Origin of the sequence: Actinomadura hibisca NBRC 15177, from assembly GCF_001552635.1 — a bacterium.
Taxonomy (GTDB): domain Bacteria; phylum Actinomycetota; class Actinomycetes; order Streptosporangiales; family Streptosporangiaceae; genus Spirillospora; species Spirillospora hibisca.
Window position 1 is genome coordinate 184,957 of the sequence record NZ_BCRO01000012.1, and the last position, 23,064, is coordinate 208,020.

16 protein-coding genes are annotated in these 23,064 nt (G+C 74.4%); 8 read left to right on the top strand and 8 right to left on the bottom strand.

Going from position 1 to position 23,064, the window contains the following annotated elements; genetic code table 11:
* Nucleotides 1-346 precede the first annotated feature (346 nt).
* Nucleotides 347-1,705, bottom strand: coding sequence for a DUF1266 domain-containing protein (locus AH6_RS07025; RefSeq protein ID WP_067475462.1), 1,359 nt, complete (start codon nucleotides 1,703-1,705; stop codon nucleotides 347-349).
* A gap of 150 nt (nucleotides 1,706-1,855) precedes the next feature.
* On the opposite strand from AH6_RS07025, the gene AH6_RS07030 reads away from it, so the two are divergent.
* The 3 genes from AH6_RS07030 to AH6_RS07040 all read left to right on the top strand — a co-directional run bounded on the left by AH6_RS07030 (nucleotide 1,856) and on the right by AH6_RS07040 (nucleotide 5,567).
* The gene (locus AH6_RS07030) at nucleotides 1,856-2,620 is read left to right on the top strand and encodes a hypothetical protein (RefSeq protein ID WP_157431309.1); all 765 of its coding nucleotides are present in this window, start codon (nucleotides 1,856-1,858) and stop codon (nucleotides 2,618-2,620) included.
* 238 nt (nucleotides 2,621-2,858) lie between these two features.
* The gene (locus tag AH6_RS07035) at nucleotides 2,859-4,355 is read left to right on the top strand and encodes an LCP family protein (protein ID WP_169807812.1); all 1,497 of its coding nucleotides are present in this window, start codon (nucleotides 2,859-2,861) and stop codon (nucleotides 4,353-4,355) included.
* Between the two features lie 261 nt (nucleotides 4,356-4,616).
* Entirely contained in the window at nucleotides 4,617-5,567 is a 951-nt protein-coding gene (locus AH6_RS07040) for a glycosyltransferase (protein WP_245679226.1), read from the top strand.
* A 139-nt stretch (nucleotides 5,568-5,706) separates the two neighbouring features.
* Here AH6_RS07040 and AH6_RS07045 read toward each other — a convergent pair whose 3' ends face one another.
* The 3 genes from AH6_RS07045 to AH6_RS07055 form a co-directional block, all read right to left on the bottom strand.
* A complete protein-coding gene (locus AH6_RS07045) occupies nucleotides 5,707-8,982 on the bottom strand; it encodes a sialidase family protein (RefSeq protein WP_067475467.1) in 3,276 nt (1,091 codons plus the stop codon).
* A gap of 36 nt (nucleotides 8,983-9,018) precedes the next feature.
* Nucleotides 9,019-10,140: an alpha/beta hydrolase gene (locus tag AH6_RS07050; RefSeq protein ID WP_067475470.1), complete on the bottom strand. Its 1,122-nt coding sequence runs from the start codon at nucleotides 10,138-10,140 to the stop codon at nucleotides 9,019-9,021.
* 84 nt (nucleotides 10,141-10,224) lie between these two features.
* The gene (locus tag AH6_RS07055; RefSeq protein ID WP_067475473.1) at nucleotides 10,225-11,712 is read right to left on the bottom strand and encodes a sulfatase family protein; all 1,488 of its coding nucleotides are present in this window, start codon (nucleotides 11,710-11,712) and stop codon (nucleotides 10,225-10,227) included.
* A gap of 84 nt (nucleotides 11,713-11,796) precedes the next feature.
* On the opposite strand from AH6_RS07055, the gene AH6_RS07060 reads away from it, so the two are divergent.
* Entirely contained in the window at nucleotides 11,797-13,272 is a 1,476-nt protein-coding gene (locus AH6_RS07060; RefSeq protein WP_067475475.1) for a family 43 glycosylhydrolase, read from the top strand.
* Here AH6_RS07060 and AH6_RS07065 read toward each other — a convergent pair.
* The 4 genes from AH6_RS07065 to AH6_RS07080 are packed head-to-tail and all read right to left on the bottom strand — an operon-like array spanning nucleotide 13,254 to nucleotide 18,134.
* Nucleotides 13,254-14,741, bottom strand: coding sequence for a glycosyltransferase family 39 protein (locus tag AH6_RS07065; protein WP_067475478.1), 1,488 nt, complete (start codon nucleotides 14,739-14,741; stop codon nucleotides 13,254-13,256). The genes AH6_RS07060 and AH6_RS07065 overlap by 19 nt on opposite strands.
* Nucleotides 14,738-15,709 carry a glycosyltransferase gene (locus AH6_RS07070; RefSeq protein WP_067475484.1) on the bottom strand — a complete coding sequence of 324 codons (972 nt, stop codon included), beginning with the start codon at nucleotides 15,707-15,709 and terminating at the stop codon, nucleotides 14,738-14,740. The genes AH6_RS07065 and AH6_RS07070 overlap by 4 nt, the downstream gene beginning before the upstream one ends.
* Nucleotides 15,706-16,884 carry a hypothetical protein gene (locus tag AH6_RS07075; protein WP_067475486.1) on the bottom strand — a complete coding sequence of 393 codons (1,179 nt, stop codon included), beginning with the start codon at nucleotides 16,882-16,884 and terminating at the stop codon, nucleotides 15,706-15,708. The genes AH6_RS07070 and AH6_RS07075 overlap by 4 nt, the downstream gene beginning before the upstream one ends.
* Nucleotides 16,881-18,134, bottom strand: a complete 1,254-nt coding sequence (locus AH6_RS07080) for a hypothetical protein (RefSeq protein ID WP_157431313.1) — start codon at nucleotides 18,132-18,134, stop codon at nucleotides 16,881-16,883. The genes AH6_RS07075 and AH6_RS07080 overlap by 4 nt, the downstream gene beginning before the upstream one ends.
* Before the next feature lie 177 nt (nucleotides 18,135-18,311).
* On the opposite strand from AH6_RS07080, the gene glf reads away from it, so the two are divergent.
* Genes glf through AH6_RS07100 form a run of 4 tightly spaced genes read left to right on the top strand, consistent with a single transcriptional unit; the run spans nucleotide 18,312 to nucleotide 23,054 of the window.
* Nucleotides 18,312-19,481 (top strand): UDP-galactopyranose mutase, encoded by a 1,170-nt coding sequence (glf, locus tag AH6_RS07085; RefSeq protein ID WP_067475491.1) that lies wholly within the window; start codon nucleotides 18,312-18,314, stop codon nucleotides 19,479-19,481.
* Entirely contained in the window at nucleotides 19,478-21,424 is a 1,947-nt protein-coding gene (locus AH6_RS07090; RefSeq protein ID WP_067475493.1) for a glycosyltransferase, read from the top strand. Before glf ends, AH6_RS07090 begins: the two co-directional genes overlap by 4 nt.
* Nucleotides 21,421-22,290 (top strand): ABC transporter permease, encoded by an 870-nt coding sequence (locus AH6_RS07095; protein ID WP_067475495.1) that lies wholly within the window; start codon nucleotides 21,421-21,423, stop codon nucleotides 22,288-22,290. The genes AH6_RS07090 and AH6_RS07095 overlap by 4 nt, the downstream gene beginning before the upstream one ends.
* A gap of 2 nt (nucleotides 22,291-22,292) precedes the next feature.
* Nucleotides 22,293-23,054: an ABC transporter ATP-binding protein gene (locus AH6_RS07100; RefSeq protein ID WP_067475897.1), complete on the top strand. Its 762-nt coding sequence runs from the start codon at nucleotides 22,293-22,295 to the stop codon at nucleotides 23,052-23,054.
* The last annotated feature ends 10 nt before the right edge of the window (nucleotides 23,055-23,064 follow it).

Sequence of the window (23,064 nt, forward strand, 5' to 3'; positions counted from 1 at the left end):
TTCACCGTCAACACCTTCCAGTCCGCGCTGAGCGCCCTGACCCGGTGCTTCGCCGCGGTGATCGTGGACTGCGGCGCGGGCATCCTGACCGAGCGGCACCTGTTACCCCGACGGCACCCCGGACGCGCCGGTCCGCTTCGGGTGCGGGCAGAGTGCCGTCGACCAGTGCCCTGATGAGCCGGAGCTGTTCGTGGGTGTTGCTGCCCGGGGGCACCTCGCCGGGGGTCCGCCACGTGATCTGGGTCGCATGCGGCATGAGGTCGCTCCTGCCGGGTAGAGGGCGCGCGGGGTTGGATGTGGAGACAGGGTCCGCCGGACGGGTGAGTCCGGCGGGCCCTGCGGGGTCTCAGGGCCAGTCGCGCTTCAGCGTCAGGTCCCACGGCGTCAGCGTCCACGGGCCGTACGGGTCGGCCGCCAGGTGCGCCACCGCCTTCTCGTGGTCGGCCTGCGACGCCCCGCCCGACCACAGCAGGCGGCCCTGGAGGTAGCACGTCGCCAGGTCCTGCCAGGAGGTGTAGCGGCGCTGGATGTCCAGCGCCAGCGGCAACATCCGGTCCCAGCAGTACTGCTCGGTCAGCCAGCCCGCCAGGTGGCCCAGCCGGTACAGGAGCAGGGCGCGGCTGTAGTCCCAGATCAGGAAGCGGCCCACGTTCGCGCGCAGCGCCGGGTCGTCGGCCAGCAGCTTGAGGCGGTGCAGCTCCTCGGCCGCGTGGTCGCGGTCGTTGAACAGGCCGTGCAGGAACGCCGCCAGCTCCGCCCCCTCGGGGCTCGCGTCCGCGCCCGGCTCGTCGCGCAGCAGGGACGGCACCAGCTTGGCGTACACCTCGCCCACCACCCCGTAGCGCACGCGGACGAGCGCCACCAGGCGCTCCACGAACGGCGGCTCCATGCGCTCGTGCGCGATCATGCCGTCCACCTCGCGCAGCAGCCGCCCGTACTCCTCGCGCTCGGCCTCCGCGCGGTCGGCCAGGTCGGCGTCCTGCACGAAACCGGCCCGGTGGCCGTCCTGCACCAGCCAGTTGACGGCGGGCAGCAGCTGGTCGAGGTCGTCGATGTCCCACGGCTCGCGCAGCAGCCGGTGGGCGGTGTCCCGGTCGGCCTCGGAGGCCGCGCCCAGCCGGTCCAGCGGCAGGCCGTTGGCGACCGCGCCGGGCGCGGCGGCCCCGATGATCCAGCGCTGCACGGGGGTCAGCTCGCGCCGCGACAGCAGCGCCCACAACCCCTGCCGGAAACGTTCGGCGCACGCGGCCTCCTGCTCGCCGAACTCGACCAGGTCCACGCGCAGCGCCGGGTGGTCCAGCCGCAGCCGGTAGGAGATCAGGCCCTTGCGCAGCACCAGGTGCTCGGGCCGCAGGTCGGCGAACGGGACCGCGACCGGGCCCCGCGCGACCTCGCGGGCGGCGGGCCGCACCTCCACCTCCGGGCGCGTCGAGACCGCCACCGCGACCAGCGCGACCAGCAGCACCACCGCCAGGCCGAGCATGACCGTGCCGGACGCGAGCGTCACCGTGGCCGGGCCCTCCAGGCCCAGCAGCGCGAGCAGCCCGCCCACCAGCAGCACCAGCACGCCGAGGAGCCCGGATGCGACCGTCCACACCGCGAGCCGCAGCGGCGCGCCCCGGAACCGCAACACGCCGTCGACCGCCCGCACATCGCCCTCGGCCAGGCTGCCTGCGACGGCCTTCGCGAGTGCTTCGGGCTCCATGGCCAGGACCTTAACCCATCACCTTTACGGAGATCATCACCTCTTTTCAGGAGATGCGGGCCGGGGACGAGAGGAACGGAAGGGACCGATGCCCCGTCTGATCGGTAAGGTGCGGAAACCCCGCGCCGACCCCCGGATGAGGAAGCCGAGTTGACCCCACCCCCGTCCGGCGGTCCGTACCCGCCGCCCCTCGGCCAGCCTCCGCCCGTCTACCCGCCGCCCGGCCCGCCGCCGCCGCCGTCGGGCGGCGGCGGAGCGTTGGTCATCGCGGGGGTGACGGCGGCGGTCCTGGTCGTGGTCGGCGGCGGCTACCTGCTGGTGTCGGGCGGCGACGACGACGCCCGGCCCGGCCGCCGGATCGTCACCTCGCGGCTGCCGGTCCCGCCCGCCCGCGCCGTGCCGACGCCCGCCACCGCGCCGGCCCCCGGCCGGCCCAGGACGAGGATCACGGTGCGGGACGGCTTCCTGGGCGACCCCGTCCGGATCGGCCCGGCCACCTACCGGCGGTCGGGCCGCTGGACGCGGCCCTGCGCCTCGATCGCCAAGCCCGCCCTGCGGACCCTGCTGCGCAGGACCCCCTGCGTCGCCGCCGCGCAGGGCGCGACGTACCGGGCGCCGGACGGCCGCAGCCGCGTGCAGCTCACGCTCCTGGCGTTCGCCGACCAGGCGCAGGCCAGGAGCGTGTCCCGGGCCGTCAACTCCAGCGTGGCCCCGGTCATCCGCGTCGCCCGCGGCGCCGAGCCCGGCCACTGGTGGTCCACCTCGTACGTGGGCAGCCACGTGCTGGTGCGCCAGTCGTTCCGCGACGGCTCCGGCTACCCGGGGACGCGCACCGGGCCCGCGCAGACCCACGGCGACGCGCTGATCCGCCGCATGCACGCCGAGCTGGTCGGCCTCTACCGCCGGCCGGACTGACCCTCCGACGGGGCCGCCGAGGTCGCGGTCGGCGCCGTGCCGGACGCGGTAGACCAGGGTGGGGTGGGCGCCGATCGGCGCGGCGGGCCGGGTGGTGAAACCGGGCGCGTGGTCGCGGGCGTCGGGCACCGGCGCGAACGTGCCGCCGGCCCGGAGCGGCGGCCGCCGGCCCTGTCCGAAGAGATGACTTTCCGGTGTCTGCCGTGGCGCATGTCCCATGTGTGCTGAAATGTTACGGATGCAGCGATCAGTCATGCCGCCGCACGGCCGTCCCGAGCCGCGCGCGCCGCAGCCGCGCGGGCCGTGGGGCCCCGGCGCCCCGACCGGGCCGCAGCCGCAGCCACCGGTCCGGGGGCGCGGCTGGCGCGCGCTCGGCGTCACCTCGATCGTGCTGTCGGTGCTGCTGGTGGCCGGGAGCATCGGCGGCTACACCTTCTGGCGGCGGCTGGACGGGCAGATCACCCGCGAGAACGTGGACGACAAGCTCGGCGACAAGCGGCCCGCCAAGCTCAACGCCGCGCTGAACATCCTGGTCATGGGCTCCGACACCCGCGCCGGGGAGAACGCCCGCTACGGCCAGGAGGCCGGGCAGCGCTCCGACACCACGATCCTGCTGCACATCTCGCCCGGCGGCGACGGCGCGATCGGCATCAGCTTCCCGCGCGACTCGATGGTGAAGATCCCCGAGTGCAGCAAGGAGAAGGGCGGGAAGGTCCCGGGCCGGCTCGACATGATCAACTCGGCGTACGCGCTGGGCGGGCCCGCCTGCACCTGGCGCACCATCGAGTCGCTGACCGGCATCCACATCGACCACTTCGTCGAGGTGGACTTCTCCGGCTTCAAGCGGGTGGTGGACGCGCTGGACGGCGTGGAGATCTGCGTCCCCAAGCGCATCGACGACCCCAAGGCCGAGCTGCACCTGCGCAGGGGCCGCCAGATCGTGCGCGGCGACCAGGCGCTCGGCTACGTGCGCACCCGCACCGGCGGCCTCGGCGACGGCTCGGACCTGTCGCGCATCAAGCGCCAGCAGGCGTTCATGGCCTCGGTGGTCAAGAAGGCCACCGACAAGGGCATGCTCACCGACCCCGGCAAGACCTACGACTTCCTGTCGGCCGTCGCCAAGTCGATCAAGGCGGACCGGCGGCTGAACCTGTCGGTCATGCAGAAGGTCGCGGGCAGCCTGAAGGGCATGAGCGCGGGCAAGGTGCGCTTCATGACCGTGCCGGTGGAGGCCTACCCGGCCGACAAGAACCGGGTGCAGTTCAGCTCGTCGCTGGCCAGGCCGCTGTTCGAGGCGATCCAGCAGGACAACGCGCCGCCCGAGCCCGCGCCGCCGGTGGTGCCGGCGCAGCAGGGGGCCAAGCTGCCGCCCGTCCCGCCCGCGCAGGTGCGGATGGGCGTCTACAACGCGACCAAGGTGGACGGCCTCGGCAAGCGCATCGCCGAGCAGCTCGGGAGCAAGGGCTTCGCCGTCGACAAGGTCGGCACGCTCAAGGCCACCGCGGGCGCGCGCACCGAGATCCTGTTCGGTCCGGGCGCCCAGCGGCAGGCGGCCGCGCTGGCGGCGGCGCTGCCGGGCCATCCCCCCAGGCCCGCCCCCCGGGGGAGGGCGGGCTTCGTCTACCTGATCATCGGAACGGACGGGCTCACCGTGCCGGGTACCGCCCGTCCGGTCCCCAAGGTCGCCGGGGAGGTCCGAGCCGACCAGAACATCTGCGGTCTGGGCCGGGCCTGAGCCCGGCCTCGCGGCGGCCCGTGCCGGGGCCGCCGAAGCGCCGTCCGGTTACATCCGGGTGAAATGACCCGTCCGCTCCCCTTAAACGGATGGACGGGACAAATCGCGCGGATATCGTGGCGGCGCGCAACCACCAACCGCAACAAACCGTCCCATGTGTGACGAGAAAGATCGTTTACCTCAGGTGTGGAGTCCCCCGCCTCCGCGCCTCCCCACCCCCCCCGGAAACGGATTATGCGCCCCGAACCTTTCGCCTTGCTGATGACCGTGTACGGCGGTGACCGGGAAGACTACGTGCGGGAGGCCTTCCGCAGCGCGGTGGTGGACCAGGCGTTGCGGCCCGACCAGGTGGTGCTGGTGCAGGACGGCCCGGTCTCCCCGGAGCTGGCGGCCTGCCTGCGCCACCTGGTCGCCGCCAGCCCCGTCGAGGTCACCTTCCTCCCGCTGCCCCACAACCGCGGCCTCGGCCCGGCCCTGGACGCCGGCCTCCAGGCCAGCCGGCACGACATCGTGGCCCGCATGGACGCCGACGACGTGGCGATGCCGCACCGCTTCCAGCTCCAGGTGCCGCTGGTGCAGGCGGGCGCGGACCTGGTCGGCGCGGGGCTGCTGGAGTTCGGCACCGACACCGGCGACATCGTGGGCCGCCGCACCCCGCCCAGCGACCCGCTGGACATCGCCCGCTACTCGCGGCTGCACGACCCGTTCAACCACCCCACGGTGGTGTACCGGCGCAGCGCGGTGCTGGCGGCCGGGGGGTACGGCGACCTGCCGCTGATGGAGGACTACTGGCTGTTCGTCCGCATGATCGCGGCGGGCGCGCAGGTGGTGAACGTCGCCGAGCCGCTGGTGTACTACCGGGTCGGCGACGGCGCCTACGAGCGGCGCGGCGGCCGGGCGCTGCTGCGCTCGGAGTTGCGGCTCCAGCGCGAGATGCGGCGCGGCGGCTTCATCTCCCGCACCCAGTACTGGCGCAACGTGATGCTGCGCGGCGGCTACCGGCTGGTGCCGACGCCGATCCGCCGCCCCGTCTACCGGATGATCGTGGCCCCCTACGGGGCGCGCCGCAACCGGTCGCGCGGCATGGACGTGGCGACGCAGGTGCGCGAGCAGGTCCAGGAGGCCGCCGGGGCGCCCGCCATGAACGGGCGCGGGGCCGTCCCGTACGTGCCGCGGCACGCCCGGCGCGACCCCGCCGACGACATCCTCTAGCGGGCCGGGGCACCCGGCCGGTCAGGACAGCGGTTGGTCGGGACACCCGGCCGTTCGGAGTCCCTGACCGGCCAGGGCGTCCGGCCGGTCAGGGCACCCGGCGGATCAGGGCACCCGGCGGATCAGGGCACCCGGCGGATCAGGGCACCGGCCGCGTCCACAACACCGGCTGCTCGTCCTTGGGGCCGCTGGCGTGGCCGACCCCGAGCAGGGAGGTCCCGAGCACGGCCAGCCCGGTGACCTGCTGGTCGCCGGGCCCGCCCAGGCCCTCGCCGCCGGGCGTGGCCGTCTCCCAGGACGCGCCGTCGGCCGAGGTCCACGACACCACGTCGGTGCTGCCCGGCCGCCCGGTGGTCCCGGCCGCGGCGAAGCCCTGCGGGGTGGCGGTCAGCGCCGTGACGGCGGCCTTCGGGTCGTCGCCGAGCGAGGTGATCGGACGCCAGTTCGCGCCGCCGTCGCCGGACTGGTAGCCGATCCGGACCAGCCCCTGCGGCGTCGCGCCGACGCCGAGCGCGACCACCGTGCCGCCCTTGGCGGCGACGTGGGTCAGGTGCCCCTCGGTCACGCCGCCGGAGGGCAGCGGCAGCTCCCGGAACGTCCAGGACTTGCCGTCGGCGGAGGTCCACGTGCCGGGCCGGTTGCCCGCCGCGCCGCCGTCGCGCGCCTGGCGGGCCCCGCCGACCGCGACGTAACCGGCGGAGGTCGCCGCGACGCCCAGCAGCCAGCGGGCCACGCCGGGCCGGGCCTCCAGGGCCTGCCGGTCGGCGCTGGCGGCGCGCTGCCAGTTCTTGAGGTCGGCGGAGTGCCACGCCGCCGCGGCGGTGCCGTTGGTGCCGACGATCACGTAGCCGTTGGGCCCGGCCGCGGTCGCGGCGGTGGCGGGCACCGTGCGGGAGTTGCCCCGGAAGGCGGGCAGCCCGTCCACGGCCTGCCAGGTGGCGCCGTCGGCGGAGGTGACCACCAGCGGGCGGCGCGGCGCGGTCTGGTCGTAGCCGACCGCGAGCCAGCCGTTGCCGCCGCCGGCGACGCCCGTCAGGCGCTGCTCGCCGGGCCGGGTGAACGCCGCGCCGAGGCCCTGCGCGGCCTGCCAGGCGTTGCCGTCCTGCGAGGTCCACACGCTGGCGTCGCCGCCCGCGCTGCCCACCGCGACGGCCCGGCCGGAGGCGGCCCCGACCGCCGCCACCCGGTGGTCGGAGCGCAGCGCGCCGGGCACCTTGGCGAGATCGACGGGCAGGGCGCGCCCGGCGGAGTCCCACACGTTCACCAGGGCGTTGGTGTCGCCGCCGCCCGCCTGCCGGCCCACCATGACCGTCTGGCCGCCCGCGACGGCGGCGTCGAGCGGCTCCACGCCCTGCCGCAGGGGCAACGAGCCCGCGTCCTTCCAGGAGCGGCCGTTGGCGCTGCGGCTGACCAGCAGGTCGCGGCCGCGCACGACCACGGCGGCGAAGCCGTTCTGGTCGGCGACGATCCGCTGGACCCGGCGGTACCCGGCGGCCAGGACGCGGCCCGCCGCCGACCACGACTGCCCGTCCTTGGAGACGAACGCCTGGCCGTAGGAGCGGCGGCCGGGCAGCTCGCGGATCGCCACGAAGCCGGTCGGGCCGCCGCCGATCAGCAGGCCGCGGCTGCCCTTGGGCACCGGGACCGCCGAGCCGGACCAGGAGCGCCCGCCGTCGGTGGAACTCCACACCCGCCGGTAGGCGGCCTGGCCCTTGCCGGGCGTGTGGATGCCCTCGATCAGCATCGTCTGGCCGCTCACGGCGGCCTCGGTCAGCTCCAGCTTGCCCCGGTCGACCTGGAGGCCGATCTGCCCGCCGACGCGGGCCTCCCAGCGGCGGCCGTCGCCCGAGACCCACACGGCGGGCTGCGCGTCGCTGAAGTCGCCCTTGGAGGTCACCTCGCCGAGGGCGAGGAAACCCGAGCCGCCGCCCACGATCCGCCGCACGCGGGTGTGCGCGTTGAACACGTCGCCGACGGCGTCGGGCTCGCGCGACCACGTCGCGCCGTCGGCGCTGGTCCACACCACGCCGCTGCCGGGCCGGGCGCCGATGGCGACCCAGCCGCCCGCCGAGCCGCCGACCACCTGCGGGATCTCGCCCGGGGCGGCGGCCTGGCCGTCGCGCATGGCGGCGGTGACGAAGGTCCGGCCGCCGTCGCTGGAGCACAGGAAGACCCCGCGACCGCCGTCGGCGTCGGTCTCGCCGCCGACCGCGACCAGCGTGGACCCGGCGCCCGCGACGCTGGTGACGGCCTGGTCGCGGCCGTCGGAGCGCAGCGCCGAGGCGGGCGGGAACGCCGCCCCGGCCAGCTTGGCGCCGCCGCTCTGCTCGTCCTCGCCGCCGCCGGTCAGCGCCACGACGCCGCCCGCGACCACGGCGACGACCGCCACGCCCGCGACCGCGATGATCAGGGGCTTCCTGCTCCGCTTCGGACCGCCGCCGCCCTTGCGGGACTTCTTGGCCGGGCCGGGCTGGTCTCCGCCGCCGCCGACGCCGAGGAGCCAGGGCTCGTCGATCTGGGGCGGCGGGGCGAACGGGCGGGGGGAGTCGGCCGGAGCCTGCGGCTGGCCGGGCACCTCCTGCGCGTACGGGAACGGCGCGGGGCCCGCCTGGTGCTGCGCCTGCTGCTGGCCGGGGATCTCCTGCGCGTAGGGGAACGGCTCGGGGGCCTGCTGCTGGCCGGGGACCTCTTGCGCGTAGGGGAAGGGTTCCGGGGCCTGCGGCTTGTTGCTGGGGATTTCCTGCGCGTACGGGAAGGGCTCGGGAGCCTGCTGCTGGCCCGGGACTTCCTGCGCGTACGGGAAAGGCTGGGGGGCCGCGGGCTTGTTGTCCGGGATCTCCTGGGCGTAGGGGAACGGCTCGGGAGCGGGCGGCGCGGGCGGCTGCTGGGGCTGCTGCGCGAACGGCGGCGGCGGCTGGTACCGGACGGTCTGGTCGGCCTGCGGGACCTGCTCGGTCGCGGGGGCCTCGCCGGTCCCGGACGCCGGGGCGGCGGGCCGCGTCTCCTCGCGGGTGTGCTTGTTCCCCTGGTCGGGCTGCTCACCGGCGGCCGGCATGAACGCCGACATGTCCGCGATGGTGGCGTCGGGGTTGTAGCTCCCCTGGCCGGGGTCGCCGAACTGCTGGGTGCCCTGCCGCTGCGCATCGGGCCGCTGGGCGGCGGGACGCTGCTCCCCGTTCGGGAAGTCCCGGGTCCGCATCGCGCCGCTGATGTCGAGATCGGTGACCGTGCGCTCGCTCGCGGACTCCTCGTGCTCGGGCAGCGGCACGCCGAACTCCGGGAGCGGCTGCGGGCCCGGCGCGGGGGCCTGCCCCCACTGCGGCGGGGGCGGGGGCGGCGCGACCCCGGGGTCGCCCGGCCGCTCCTCGGACCGCTCGCGCTCGTCGTGGCCGTCGGGGGTCCTGGGGTCAGTCACGCCAGTGATGATAGCGACGCATCGGGACGAGCGATCCTAATCGGACTTCAGCTGCCGGCCCATCCACCGCATGATCTCGGGGGTGAGCCGCCGGAAGGTGCCGAAGTTGTGGCCGCCCTGCTCGGGGAACAACGTGTCGGTGCGCAGCGGCGGCCTGGTGAGCCGCGTGTACCGCAACGCCTGGTCGTAGCCCTCCTCGCGCTTGCTGGAGGCCAGCAGCACCGACACCGGCGGCGGGGGCAGGTGCTCCAGCCGCCACAGCAGGTCGTTGTCGTCGCGCACGGCCTTGCTGCCGCCGTACAGGTCGCCGGTGGTGGCGTCCTGGAGCGAGCGCAGGTAGCCGCCCAGCGACGCCGCCGCCGAGAACCGGTCGGAGTGCCGCATCGCCAGCTTGACCGAGCAGTAGCCGCCCGCCGACTGGCCGAGCACGCCCCACCCGGCGGCGGTGGTGGCCAGCCGGTAGGTCGCGCCGAGCGCCTGCGGGACGTCCTGGCTGAAGAACGTCTCGGCCTGCGGGCCGCCGGGCACGTCGGTGCACTGGGTGTCGCGGGGCGGCGCGACCATCGTCCGGGTGATCACGTAGACGGTGGGCGGGATCGCGCCGGACCGCATGTCGCGGGCGGCGGTCTTGACCAGCTCCTGGCGCTCGATGATGCCGCGCGGGTCGCCGGGGTACCCGGCCAGCACCAGCGACACCGGGAAGCGGTGGTCCTTGAAGCGCGGCTGGAAGTACTGCGCGGGCAGATAGACGAACGCCTTGACCTGGAGGCCGGTGCGGGGGCCGCGGATCTCGGTCTGTTCGAGCTGGCCGTCCTTGGCGGGGTCGCGCAGACCCTGCTGGGCGGCCAGCGGCGACACCGACCGGGGCAGCGGGCCCGCCGCCGCGCGGGCCGGGCCGCGCCCGCCCTGCACGCTCACCGGGCCGCCGACGTTGCCGAGCAGGTCCGACCAGCTGTTGTAGAAGACGAAGTAGGCGTTCATCCCGGTGGCCAGCGCCAGCACGATCACCAGCTGGCAGGCCGCCAGCAGCCCGGCGCGGGCGGCGGCGCGCCGCCTGCCCCGGCCGTTGACCTTCGGTAGCAGCCACAGGGTCCCGGCGAACGCCACCACCGCCAGCGCGCAGAGCAGGCCGACGAAACCCGTGCCGGTGAGCTGCATCCCGTCCCTTCCGTAACGATTGGTACCGCCATGATCCGTGCTGTCATGATCTGTAGCGTCATGATCTGTACTGCGAGCGGCACACTATTGGGTGCGGCCCGCGGCCGTGCACGCCCGCCCCGAGCAGCGCGTCAGCGCGTACAGCAGCGCGGAGAGCCGCGCGCGCCGGTCGGGCGGGAGCCGTCCGGCCTGGTTGGCGAGCCGGGAGGGGTCGCGGTTCAGGTCGTAGTACTCGCGCTCCCCGTTGGCGTACTCCACGTACAGCTCGTCGCGGGTGCGCAGCGCGTTGTAGGTCGGCGGCGCGCCGGGGCCGGAGTCCTGCCGGTCGGGGTCGTCGGCCGAGGGCGGCGGCTTCACATGCTCGATGAAGGCGACGTCCCGCCAGCCGGACGGCCGCCCGCCGCGCAGGAACGGAACCAACGACGCGCCGTCGGCGGTGTCCGGGACGGGCGCGCCCGCCAGCTCCAGGAACGTGGGGGACAGGTCGGTGTTCTGCGCGAACGCCTCCACCGTGCGGCCCGCCGGGACACCGGGGCCGACGACGATGTAGGGCACCCGCACGTCGGTGTCGTAGGGGGTCATCTTGCCGCCCGCCAGCCGGTGCTCGCCGAGGTGGAAGCCGTTGTCGGAGCCGAAGACCAGGTAGGTGTCGGCGGCGTGGCCGGTCCGCGCGAGCGCCTGCCGCAGCCTGCCGACCATCTCGTCCACCGCCTGGACCATGCGCACGCGGTTGCGGAACCCCTCGTCCACGGCGCGCAGGCCCGGCGGGCGCAGCTTGGGCCGGGCCCGCAACCAGGACGGCTTGTCGGAGTTGTCGGCCTCGTTGAAGGCGGGCGAGCGCGGGGCCGTCAGGCCGGGGAACGCGGCGGCGTGCCGGGGCGCGGGGACGAAGGGGCCGTGCGGCGCGAAGGTGGCGATCTGGAGGAAGAAGGGCTTGCGGTCCTTGGCGGCGCGCTGGACGAAGTCCTCGCCCTTGCCCGCCAGCACGTCGGTGAGGTAGTCCTCCGGGCGCTGGCCGTAGGAGACCAGCCGGCCGTTCTCGTTGAGGTTGTAGTCGTACTCGCCGTAGCCGTTGCCCGCGACGTACCACTCGTTCCAGCCGGGCGGGACGTAGGGGGACGGGCCGCCGTTGCGCTCGCCCGGCGCGTAGCCGTTGAGGTACTTGCCGAGCAGCGCCGTGCGGTAGCCCGCGCGGCTGAGGGGCGGGGCGTAGGACGCCTTCTCGCCGCCGCGCGCCGCGAAGACGCCGTAGCCGCCGTCCGGCGGGAAGTTGGTGCGTACGCCGGTGTTGTGCGGGTACTGGCCGGTGAACATGGTGGCGCGGGAGGTGCAGCAGAGCGAGTCCGCCACGATGAAGCGCGAGAACGTCAGCCCGTCGCGTTGCATCTGCGTCACGTTGGCCATGTGGGGAACCAGGTCCCAGGAAAGATCGTCGGTCAGGACGAAGACGACGTTCGGCTTGGCCGCGGCGGGCCGCCCGCGCTCCGGCCGCCGATCCGCTCCCCCGCAGGAGACCGCCGCCAGCAGCACCGCGACGAGCAGCGGGAACAGCGGCGGCCGATGTCGGATCAACGTCCGGTCTCCTTCGGGTAGGCGCCGGCTGGCTAGCGTAGTCAGGTTGGTGGTGGTGTGCGTGATTGGCGGTATTCGAGGGTGATGCGCGACAAGCCGGGCGTGTGGAGCCGGCAGGCGTGGTTCCCGGTGGTGGCCGGCGCGGCGATCTGCGCGCTGGTGGCGCTGGCCGTGGCGGTGATCCTGCCGTCGGGCGGGGAGTCCGCACCCCCGGAGCCGGCCAGGGCCGCAGCGTCCGCCGGGGCCGCCGCCTCCGCGCCGCCGGTCCCCACCCCGGCGGGCACGGCCACCCCGCTCACCGCCCCCGGGTACAGCCCGCTGAAGCCGGTGATCCCCGGGAGCTTCGCCGACCCGATGATCCTCAAGGACGGCGACGTCTACTACGCCTACGGCACCAACAACGGGGCCGCCGCCCTGCCCGTCGCCACCGCCCCCGCCCCGACCGGCCCGTGGACGGTGTCGCCGGGCGACGGCCTGGCGCGGCTGCCGTCGTGGGCGGTGAGCGGCTGGACGTGGGCGCCCGAGGTGGTCCCGCCGCTGCGCAAGGGCGACCCCTACCTGCTCTACTTCTCCGCGCGCGCCCGCGAAGGCAACGTGCAGTGCGTGGGCGTCGCCACCGCCGTCTCGCCCGCCGGGCCGTTCACGCCCCGCGACGGCGCGCCGCTGATCTGCCCCCGCAACCTCGGCGGCGCGATCGACCCCGCCTCCCACATCGAGGCCGACGGCGCCCGCTACCTGGTCTACAAGAGCGACGCCCGCAAGACCGCGGCGATCTACCTGGTCCGGATGGCCCCCGACGGCCTGGCGACCGCGGGCCCGGCCAAGCGCCTGCTGGGCCGCGACGCCGACGAGCCGGTGCTGGTGGAGGCCCCCGACCTGGTCCGCCGGGGCGACCGCTACGTGCTGTTCTACTCGGCCGGGTGGTACTTCCAGCCCAACTACCAGACCCGGTACGCGACCGCGACCTCCATCGCGGGCCCCTACACCAAGGCGGGCGAGCCGCTCCAGTCCACCGGCGGCTACGGCGGGAAGATCACCGGGCCGGGCAGCGCGGACCTGTTCGGCGGCGGCGACGGCGACCAGCTGGTGTTCCACGGCATCGTGAAGCGGCACGGCGGGTCGAAGGTGGACCGCGCGATGTACGTGGCCGCGCTGGGCTGGGACGGCTCGCGCCCCGTCCTGCGCGGCGTCCCGGTCCGGTACGAGGCCGAGCGCGGGCGGAACAACGGGTGCGTGGGGACGCTCAAGCGGCCCAAGGCGTCCGGCGACGGGGCGGTGGGGCCGTTCGACCGCGACGGTTGCCGCTACGAGCTGCCGGTCTTCGCCCCGGCGGCGGGCCGCTACGAGATCCGCACCGGCTACGCCAACCGCTCCGGCGGCGCGTCGCTGCTGGAGCTGTCGGTCAACGGCAAGGCGGCGGCGTCGGTGCCGATGCGCCCGACCAGGGGCGACGACTGGGCGTCCACCACCGCCTCGGCCGACCTGGTCGCGGGCTGGAACACCCTCGGCCTGCGCCGCCTCGAAGGCCGGGGGCAGGTCGACTACCTGGAGTTGCGGTAGTAGCCGGTCCGCACGTACAGGGTCATCTGCCCGCCCCGGTAATGCCAGGTCCCGGCCGCGCGCCACGGCCCGGCGGCCATGACCATCGCCTGGCGGCGCGCGACCATCGTGTCGCCCGGGTCCTGGATCGACCGGCTGGCCATCACCCAGACCCGGTCGGTGCGCGCCAGCAGCGGGACGAGCTGGTACGGCGGCCGGTCGCGGCCCTTGATGTTGGAGGCCGCCACCGGATCGACGCGCAGGCTCACGTCGCGCAGCCTGCCGAACGCGTCGGGGTAGGCGGCCGAGGCCCAGCGGACCACGCCCGCCAGGTACACGATCGCGTCGCCGTCCCGGGCCCGCTCCCGGATGACCTGGGCGGCGGCGCGCAGGTCGTCGGGCTTGCCGTCCTGCCGCCGCGCCGCCACGTGCCCCGGGACCGACAGCCCCGCCAGCAGCACCAGCGCCGCGCCCGCCGCGACCGGCACGGCCGCGCGGTGCAGCGGGCGCGCCAGCTCCGCGAGCCGGGCCACGCCCGCGCCCGCCAGCAGCGCCATCGCGGGCACGCAGAAGTACACGTAACGGAACATGAACATCGGGTCGGAGACGGCCGACACCACCAGCAGCACCACCGGCGGCAGCACCAGCCACGGCACCGCGACGGCGGTCAGGGACACCGCGCCGCGCGCCGCCCGCCCGGCGACCGCGCCCAGCACGGCCAGCGCCAGCACCGCGTACACCGGCCACGGGCCACCGGCCAGGAACTCCACGGTCTTCCACACCGTCCGGGGCGACGGGGCCGGAAGCCAGTCCACCTGCACCTTCTGGTCGAACGCCGCCACCGCGAAGGGCACCAGCAGCACCCCCGCCGACCCGGCGGCGACCAGCCAGCGCCACAGGGCACCCGCTGGACGGGACCGCGACAGCAGCAGCGCGCAGCCGTGCGCGGGCACCAGCAGCACCGCGTCCAGGTTGAACAGGCTCACCACGACGATCGACGCGCCGTATCCCGCCCACCACCAGCGGCGGCGCGAGCCCTCGGCGTCCAGCGCGCGGACCAGCAGGTAGGTGGCCAGCACGGCGGCGGCGGCCACCATGGCGTACGGGCGGGCCTCCTGCGCGTGCAGGGTGGCGGTGACCGACCCGGCGAACACCAGCCCGGCGGCCAGGCCCGCGAGCGTGCCCGCCAGGCGGCGGCCGATCACGGCCACGCCCGCCGCCGCCCCCGCCGTCGCCAGCACGCCGGGCAGCCGCAGCGCCGCCTCGCCGGTCCCGAACAGCACCACCCACGGGCGCATGACCAGGTAGTACAGGGCGTGCACCAGGTCCAGGCGCTCGAACACCCGCAGCATGTCGGCGGTGGGACGGCCGGTGACGCTGACGGTGGCGGCCTCGTCCAGCCAGAAGGACGGGCCGCCGACGCCCACCACCCCCACGGCGAGCGCCGCCAGCGCCGCCGCGAGCGGAACGGCGGCGCGCCGCGCGGTCACCTCCCGGTCCCGGACGCGCCGGGCCCCGTCTCCGGAGCCCGGACGCCGACCTCCCGCAGCAACTCGCCGGTCGGTTTCGGCCGGGTCAGCAGCCCGGCCCGCATCCCGCGCAACATCGCCCGGCCCAGGGTGCCGCGATCGTCGGAGGCGACGAAGGTGCGCGACCAGCGCCGCACCGTCGAGCCCGCGTACAACACCCGCTCGGCCGGGGCGAGCCCGGGGCTGGCGGTGAACAGCCAGATCTTGTTGCGCACCTCGTAGAAGAACCGGTCGCCCGGGTCGGTCTCGGTGCCGCCGAACACCCGCGTCTTGTGCACCACGACGCTGGCCGGGCACAGCAGCCCGCGCCGGCCGCGCAGCAGCCGGGTGGTGAACTCGAAGTCGTCGTTCCACAGGAAGTAGTCGGCGACCGGCAGCCCGCGCTCGCGCACCGAGCCCGCGTCCACCAGCACCGAGACGAACGAGGCCGACCGGATCGGCACGCACCCGGCGGCGCGCGCCGCCGCCCGCTCGGCCGCGCCCGTCCCGGGCTTGGCGCGCGGGGTGTTCATCGGGTGGTCGCGGCCGTCGGTCCACACCACCCGGCTCGCCACCAGCACCGGGGGGCCGTCGGCGGCGGCCCCGCGCTCGCGGGCGTCCAGGAGCGCCGCCAGCGCGCCGCGCTCGGGCACGGTGTCGTCGTCCAGCAGCCAGATCAGGTCGCTCCCGGCGTCCAGGGCCCGCGCCGCGCCCGCGCCGAACCCCCCGGCCCCGCCCACGTTCCGGGGCAGCTCCAGCAGGTCCACCTGCGGGAAGCGGTCGCGGACCAGGCGCGCGGTGCCGTCGTGGGAGGCGTTGTCGACGACGATGACCCGGTCGGGGGAGCGGGTCTGGCCCAGCAGCGCCGTCAGCGCCTCGACGAGCAGGTCGCGGCGGTTGTAGGTGACCACCACGGCCGTGACGACCGGTGTGACGACCGGCGCGGTCACGGCGTCCGCCGCCCCACCCGGCGGGTGGCGCGCTGGAGGGCCGGGGCGGACTCGCCCGCGGCCTCCAGCAGGCGGTCCAGGTTCTCGCGGACGCCGGTGAGCTGGCTGTTCAGGTGGGCGAGCCCGATCCGCTCGTGCGACTGCGTCAGGCGTTCCAGCAGGTGGGCGACCACGCCGACCGAGGCGGTGGAGACCAGCGCCTCGGGGACCTGGTCGGGCAGGCGGCCCGCGGCGGGCAGCCGCAGCTCGCCCAGCTCCTCCAGGTCGCCGACCACGTCGTAGTCGGCCGCGCGGATCGCCTCCGCGACGCGCGCGCCCTCGCGCCGGGCCCAGTCCTGGTGCCGCTCGGGCAGCGTCATGGGGTGCCGCCCGACCTGGTCGGCGGCGGCGGCGAGCCCGCCCTTGAGCAGGTACTCGCCGACGACGCGCTCGTAGTCGCCGCCCAGCATCGGCCCGATGCGCTCGTTCAGGCGGCGCAGCAGCTCGGCCTCCACGGTGGTCAGCGGCGCGTCCTCGTCGAGGCCGCCCACGTCGCAGAGCGCGGGGTCGATGCCGGTCAGCGCGCAGTACCGGGACCACAGGACGCCGGGGCGGGCGCCGGGCGCGGGCAGGGTGATCACGTGGACGCGGTCGGCGCCCGCCGCCCGCGCCCAGGGCCCCAGCGCGCGCGGCGCGTCGTGCAGGCCCCAGAACAGCCCGCCGAACGGGGGCGCGGCCTTGTCGCCGTTCGCCACCAGGTCGTCGGTGAACCGGTCGAAGGTGATCGCGTGGCCGTGCCGGATCTGCTCCTGCCAGTCGGCCAGCAGCTGCCAGCCCAGCGCGCGGGTGCTGAACACGATGTGGACCTCGGCGGGCTCCAGCGAGGCCACCGCCCGCCGCGCCTGCTCCTCGCTCGCCCCGGCCAGCAGCGGCTCGGTCAGCACGACCGTGGGGCCGCCCCAGTCGTGGACGCGCTCGACCATCCGGTTCCACGCGCCGTCCCAGGCCGGGTCGCGGCGCCCGCCCCAGGACATCTCGCGCAGGTCCATGGTCGCGCCGAAGTGCTCCTGCGGGCCGCCGAACGGGTAACAGACGCCGTTGTCGCCGAGCCGCCGCCGGTTGCCCCACAGGGCGCGCCGCAGGAAGCGGCCGCCGGTGGCGGGGGCGCCGACGTGCAGGTAGATCCTCTTGGTCACTTGTCGTTCACCTTCGCTTGAACCCGGCGGTAAGCGGCACGCAGCAGCCGGGACGTCTCGGGGTACCGCTCGGTGACCTCGCGGACGGTGCGCCGTGGCAGCGGCGCGGCGTCGTGGGCCATGCGGCCGGTGCGGTCCAGCAACTCGGCGAGGTCCTCCGCTAGGCCGCCGACGCGCTCGTCGAGCGGCAGGTCAGCGCCGGGCACGGTCGCCGACCGCGCCTCGCGGGCGCGCAGGCGGCCCAGCAGCGTCGCGATCGTCTCCATGCCGACGTCGGCCATCTCGGGCCAGCGCGGGTCGTCGGGGTGCCGCGCGCCGGCCGGGTCGCCGGGGGCGGGCTCGGGGACCAGCTCGGCCAGGTCGCCGTGCACGGTGTAGGACGCCGCGCGCAGCTCGGCGACGGTCCGCTCGGCCCACTCGACGGTCCACGGCAGCTCCTCCGCCGGGAGCGTGATCTTCTCCGGGTCCGGCCGCCGGGTCAGGGTGTCCTGGGCGAGGAAGTGCTTGACCTCCTCGTTGTAGACGTGCCAGCCCACCCGGCCGTCCAGCGCCTGGTTGACGCGCAGCAGGAACTGGGTCTCGGCCAGCCCCAGCGAGGGGTTGCCGAACGAGGCGGACGGGTCGCACACCTCCGGGTCCAGGCCGGTCGCCGCGCAGAACCGCCGCCACAGCAGGTCGCGGGGCGCGCCCGGCCGGGGCAGCGTCACCACGTGCACCCGCTCGGGCGGCAGCGCCGCGCCCCACCGCTCCAGCACCGCCACCGGGTCCTGGAGCCCCCAGAACAGCCGGGCGATGTGGTGGTCCTGCCAGTCGGCGCGCTTGATCTGCGCCACGAACTCGGTGAAGTCGGTGGTGAAGCGGTTCTTGACGTCCTCCTGCCAGTGCGCGGGGATCTGCCGGGCCAGGTCGCGCACGGTGAACACGACGTGGACCTCGGCGAAGTCCAGGTCGGCGAGCGCGCGCTCGATGTGGCCGGGCCGGGCGGGCGCGAACAGCTCCTGCGAGATGATCGAGGTGCCCGGCCAGTCGCGGACCTCGGCCAGCAGCTCGGGCCACGCGCCGGGGACCATCGGGTCGGAGGCCCCGGGGAAGAAGGCCCGGCGCAGGTCGAAGGCGGCGCGCACGTGCGCGGCCACGTCCCGGCCCGGGTAGAGCACCCCCGCCTCGCGCAGCCGGTCCCGGTTCAGCCACAGGATGTTCTGCACGTAGGTGGTGCCGCTCTTCGCCGCGCCGACGTGCACGTGGACCACGGGGCGCGGGCGACGCGGCGCGGGTGGGGGAGTGGGTGGGACCACCGCGTTCCTCGGGTTCTCTGCGCCGGTACTGATCAGTTCAGGTATCTTAGCCAGCAATCTGCGACCTTATGTCGATATGACCTGGCGGTATCCGCCCTCCCCCTTTTCCTCTCGCGAGATGGACGACCGTCTGTGAACGTTGACCTTGTCGTGGTCGGTTCCGGATTCTTCGGACTCACCGTCGCCGAGCGCTGCGCGGCCGACCTCGGCCTGCGCGTCCTGGTCCTGGAGCGGCGCTCCCACCTCGGCGGCAACGCCTACAGCGAGGCCGAGCCCGAGACGGGCATCGAGATCCACCGGTACGGCGCGCACCTGTTCCACACCTCCAACGAGCGGGTGTGGGAGTACGCCAACCGGTTCACCGCCTTCACCGGCTACCGGCACCGCGTCTACAGCACCTTCAAGGGCCGCGTGTACCCGATGCCGATCAACCTCGGCACGATCTGCTCCTACTTCGAGCGGGCCTTCACCCCCGACCAGGCGCGGGCGCTGATCGCCGAGCAGGCCGCCGAGGTGCGCGACCCCGCCAACCTGGAGGAGAAGGCGATCTCGCTGATCGGGCGGCCGCTGTACGAGGCGTTCGTCCGGGGCTACACGGCGAAACAGTGGCAGACCGACCCCCGGGAGCTGCCCGCCTCGATCATCACCCGGCTGCCGGTCCGCTACACCTTCGACAACCGGTACTTCAACGACGTGCACGAGGGCCTGCCGGTGGACGGCTACACCGCCTGGCTGGAGCGGATGGCCGACCACCCCAACATCGAGGTGCGGCTCGACACCGACTTCTTCGACCTGCGCGACGAGCTGGTGGGCACCGTCCCGGTCGTCTACACCGGCCCGCTGGACCAGTACTTCGGCTACGCCGAGGGCGAGCTGGGCTGGCGCACCCTGGACTTCGAGACCGAGGTCGTGCCGACCGGCGACTACCAGGGCACCCCGGTGATGAACTACGCCGACGAGGACGTGCCCTACACCCGGATCCACGAGTTCCGGCACTTCCACCCCGAGCGCGCGCACTACCCGGCCGACAAGACCGTGATCATGCGGGAGTTCTCCCGCGCGGCGACCCGGGGCGACGAGCCCTACTACCCGATCAACACCGCCGCCGACCGCGACCGCCTGCTGCGCTACCGGGAACTGGCCCGGCGCGAGGACGGCGTGCTGTTCGGCGGCCGGCTCGGGACCTATCAGTACCTCGACATGCACATGGCGATCGCCAGTGCGCTCGGCATGGTGGACAACCGGCTGCGCCCCCACTTCGTCGAGGGGGCGCGGCTGATCAGCGGAGGTGTGGACGAGTGACCGGGCAGGGGCTGCGGGTTCTGCAGCGTGTGGTGATGCCGGCCGATCGCGACCTGGACGTGCTGAAGCTGTACGTGGACGGCGAGATCGTCCGCGGCGCCGACGCCGACGGCGGCACCGGCCAGGTGGACCGGCGCGGCGTGGTGGTGCCGATCGGGCGGCGGGTGTCGTTCGAGACCTACTTCAACGCCTTCCCCGCCGGGTACTGGCGGCGCTGGACCTCGGTCGCCGAGGTGACGCTGCGGGTCCGGGCGCGCGGCGAGGGGCACGTGATCGTCTACCGGTCCAGCGCCAAGGGGCACGCGCAGCGCGTCGCGTCGGTGCGGATCGACTCGGCGGAGGTCCGCGAGGAGAGCTTCACGCTGTCGCTGGGGCCGTTCGTGGACGGCGGCTGGTACTGGATGGACCTGCTGGCGGGCGAGCAGAACCTCGTGCTGGAGCGGGCCGACTGGTGCGCCCCGAGCGAGGTGCGGCAGGGCCGGGTCAGCCTCGGCATCACGACGTTCAACCGGCCGTCGTTCTGCGTGGACCAGCTCGTCGCGCTGGGCGAGGTGCCCGAGGTCCTGGAGATCGTCGACGAGATCTTCGTGGTGGACCAGGGCGACCAGAAGGTGCGCGAGCACGGTGACTACGCCCGCGCCGCCGAATCACTGGGCGGCCGGCTGAAGGTGATCGAGCAGCCGAACCTGGGCGGCTCGGGCGGCTTCTCCCGCGCGATGGACGAGACCCTGCGCAGCGACACCAGCGACTACGTGCTGCTGCTGGACGACGACGTGGTGACCGAGAGCGAGGGCGTGCTGCGCGCCGTCGCGTTCGGCGACCACGCCCGCACGCCGACCATCGTCGGCGGCCACATGTTCAACCTGTTCGTGCGCTCCCAGCTGCACGCCTACGGCGAGGTCATCCAGCGCTACCGCTGGTGGTGGGAGGAGGCGGCGCACACCCGCCGCGAGCACGACTTCGCGAAGGAGCCCGACGCGCGCGCGGGCGTCGTCGGCACCACCGAGACCACCAGCTCCGGCAGCCTGCGCGAGACGCCCTGGCTGCACCGGCGCGTGGACGTGGACTACAACGGCTGGTGGATGTGCATGATCCCCGTCGAGGTGGTCCGCAAGATCGGGCTGTCCATGCCGATGTTCATCAAGTGGGACGACGCCGAGTACTGCGTGCGCGCGGGCGCGGCGGGCTTCCCGACGGTGTCGCTGCCGGGCATGGCCGCCTGGCACGTGCCGTGGCAGGACAAGGACGACGGCATCGACTGGCAGGCCTACTTCCACGAGCGCAACCGGCTGGTCACCGCGCTGCTGCACTCGCCCTACGAGCGCGGCGGCAACCTGGTCAAGGAGAGCTTCATCATCTCGGTGAAGCACGCGCTGTCCATGCAGTACTCCACCGCCGAGCTGATGCTGACCGCGATCGAGGACGTGCTGCGCGGCCCCGACCACATGCACGCGGGCATCGGCGCGAAGCTGGCGGAGATCCGGGCGCTGCGCGAGACCTTCCCGGACGCGCGCGCCGAGCCCAGCCACGAGGACTTCCCGCAGGTGCGGCAGCGGCCCGCCAAGCGGGGCCGCGCGCCCAAGCCGCCCAAGGGCCGGGTGCGGCTGCTGAAGGGGGCCGCCGTCGGCACCCTCAAGCAGCTCCGGCCGCTGGACTCGGCCACGCGCGGCAACCCGCAGACGGTGATCCCGCACATCGACCGGCACTGGGGGGTGCTGGCGCAGTTCGACAGCGCGCTGGTCTCCTCCGCCGACGGGGCCAAGGTCTCCTGGTACCGGCGCGACCCCGAGCGCTTCAAGGAGATCATGAAGCGCACCTCGCTGCTGCACGCCCGGCTGAGCCGGGAGTGGCCGGAGCTGAGCCGCGCCTACCGCACCGAGCAGGACGCGCTGACCGCGCCGGAGACCTGGCGCCGCACCTTCGAGCAGGCCGGCGGCCGATGACCACCCTGCTCACCCCGCCGGCCGGGCGCATGCGCCCGCCCGGCGGCGAAGGCGGCCTGCGGCAGGTGCTGCGGCACCGGTACCTGCTGAAGCTGCTGGTGCGGCGCGAGCTGCGGTCCCGGTACAAGGGCTCGGTGCTGGGCCTCGGCTGGTCGTACGTGCGGCCCGGCGTGCACTTCGCGGTGTACTTCTTCGTCGTCGGCCTGTTCCTCGGCATGGACCGTCAGGTCGAGCACTTCCCGATCTTCCTGTTCTCCGGGATGGTGCTGGTCAACCTGCTCACCGAGACGCTGCACGCGGCGACCCGGTCGGTGACCGGCAACGCGCCGCTGGTGCGCAAGGTGTTCCTGCCGCGCGAGCTGTTCCCCACCGCGTCGCTGCTGGTGTCGCTGGTGCACTTCGTGCCGGGGGTGCTCATCCTGTCGGCCGGCGCGGTCGCCTACGGGTGGCGGCCGTCGTTCGGCGCGCTGGGCGCGGGCCTGCTCGGGCTGGCCATCGTGGTGCTGCTCGGGTACGGCCTGGGCCTGCTGTGCGCGGCGGTGAACGTGTTCTTCCGCGACCTGGAGCAGGCCGTGGACGTCTCGATCATGGTGGTCACCTGGTCGGTGCCGATGATCTATCCCTGGACGCACGTCCGGGAGCACGCGCCGGGCTGGTTGTTCGAGGTGTACCTGGCCAACCCGCTGGTCAGCGCGGTGAGCCTGTTCCAGCGGGCGTTCTGGTACCCCGGCACCGGCGGGACGTTCGAGTTCCCGCCGCACCTGTACGCGCGCTCGGCCGTCGCGCTGGCGGTGTCGGTGGTGGCGCTGGTCGTCGGGCGCGCGGTGTTCGCCCGCACCCAGCAACGTTTCGGGCAGGAGCTGTGATCGTGGGCCCCTCGATCGTCGTCGACTCGGTCAGCAAGCACTTCACGCTGCGGCACGCCCGCTCCCTCAAGGAGATGAGCGTGCGCGCGCTGCGCGGCCAGCCGCTGTCGGACCGCTTCACCGCGCTGGACCAGGTCAGCCTCACCATCCACCCGGGCGAGACGGTGGCGCTGATGGGGCTGAACGGCTCGGGCAAGTCCACCCTGCTGAAGATGATCTCCGGGGTGCTCCAGCCGGACACCGGCCGGGTGCTGGTCCGGGGCCGGGTCGCGGGCCTGATCGACGTGGGCGCCGGGCTGCACCCGGAGCTGACCGGCCGGGAGAACGTCTACCTCAACGGCGCGATCCTCGGCATGTCCGAGCGGGAGATCGAACGCAAGTTCGACGCCATCGTGGACTTCTCGGGGGTGGGCCGCTTCCTGGACGACCAGGTGAAGTTCTACTCCTCGGGCATGTTCATGCGGCTGGCGTTCTCCATCGCCGCCCACACCGAGCCGGACGTGTTCCTGATCGACGAGGTGCTGGCCGTCGGCGACCCGCCGTTCCGGGAGAAGTGCCTGGCCCGCATCCGCGAGCTGCGCGGCCAGGGCCGGGCGATGGTGATCGTGGCGCACGACATCAAGATGCTCAGCCGGCTGTGCGACCGGGGCGTGATGATGCGGCAGGGCCGGGTGGTGTTCGACGGCCCGGCCGACCAGGCCGGGGCGCTCTGGCGGGAGGACCGCCAGGACCGGCAGGCGCGGATCGTTGCCGGAAATGGGTGATTCTCCAGTA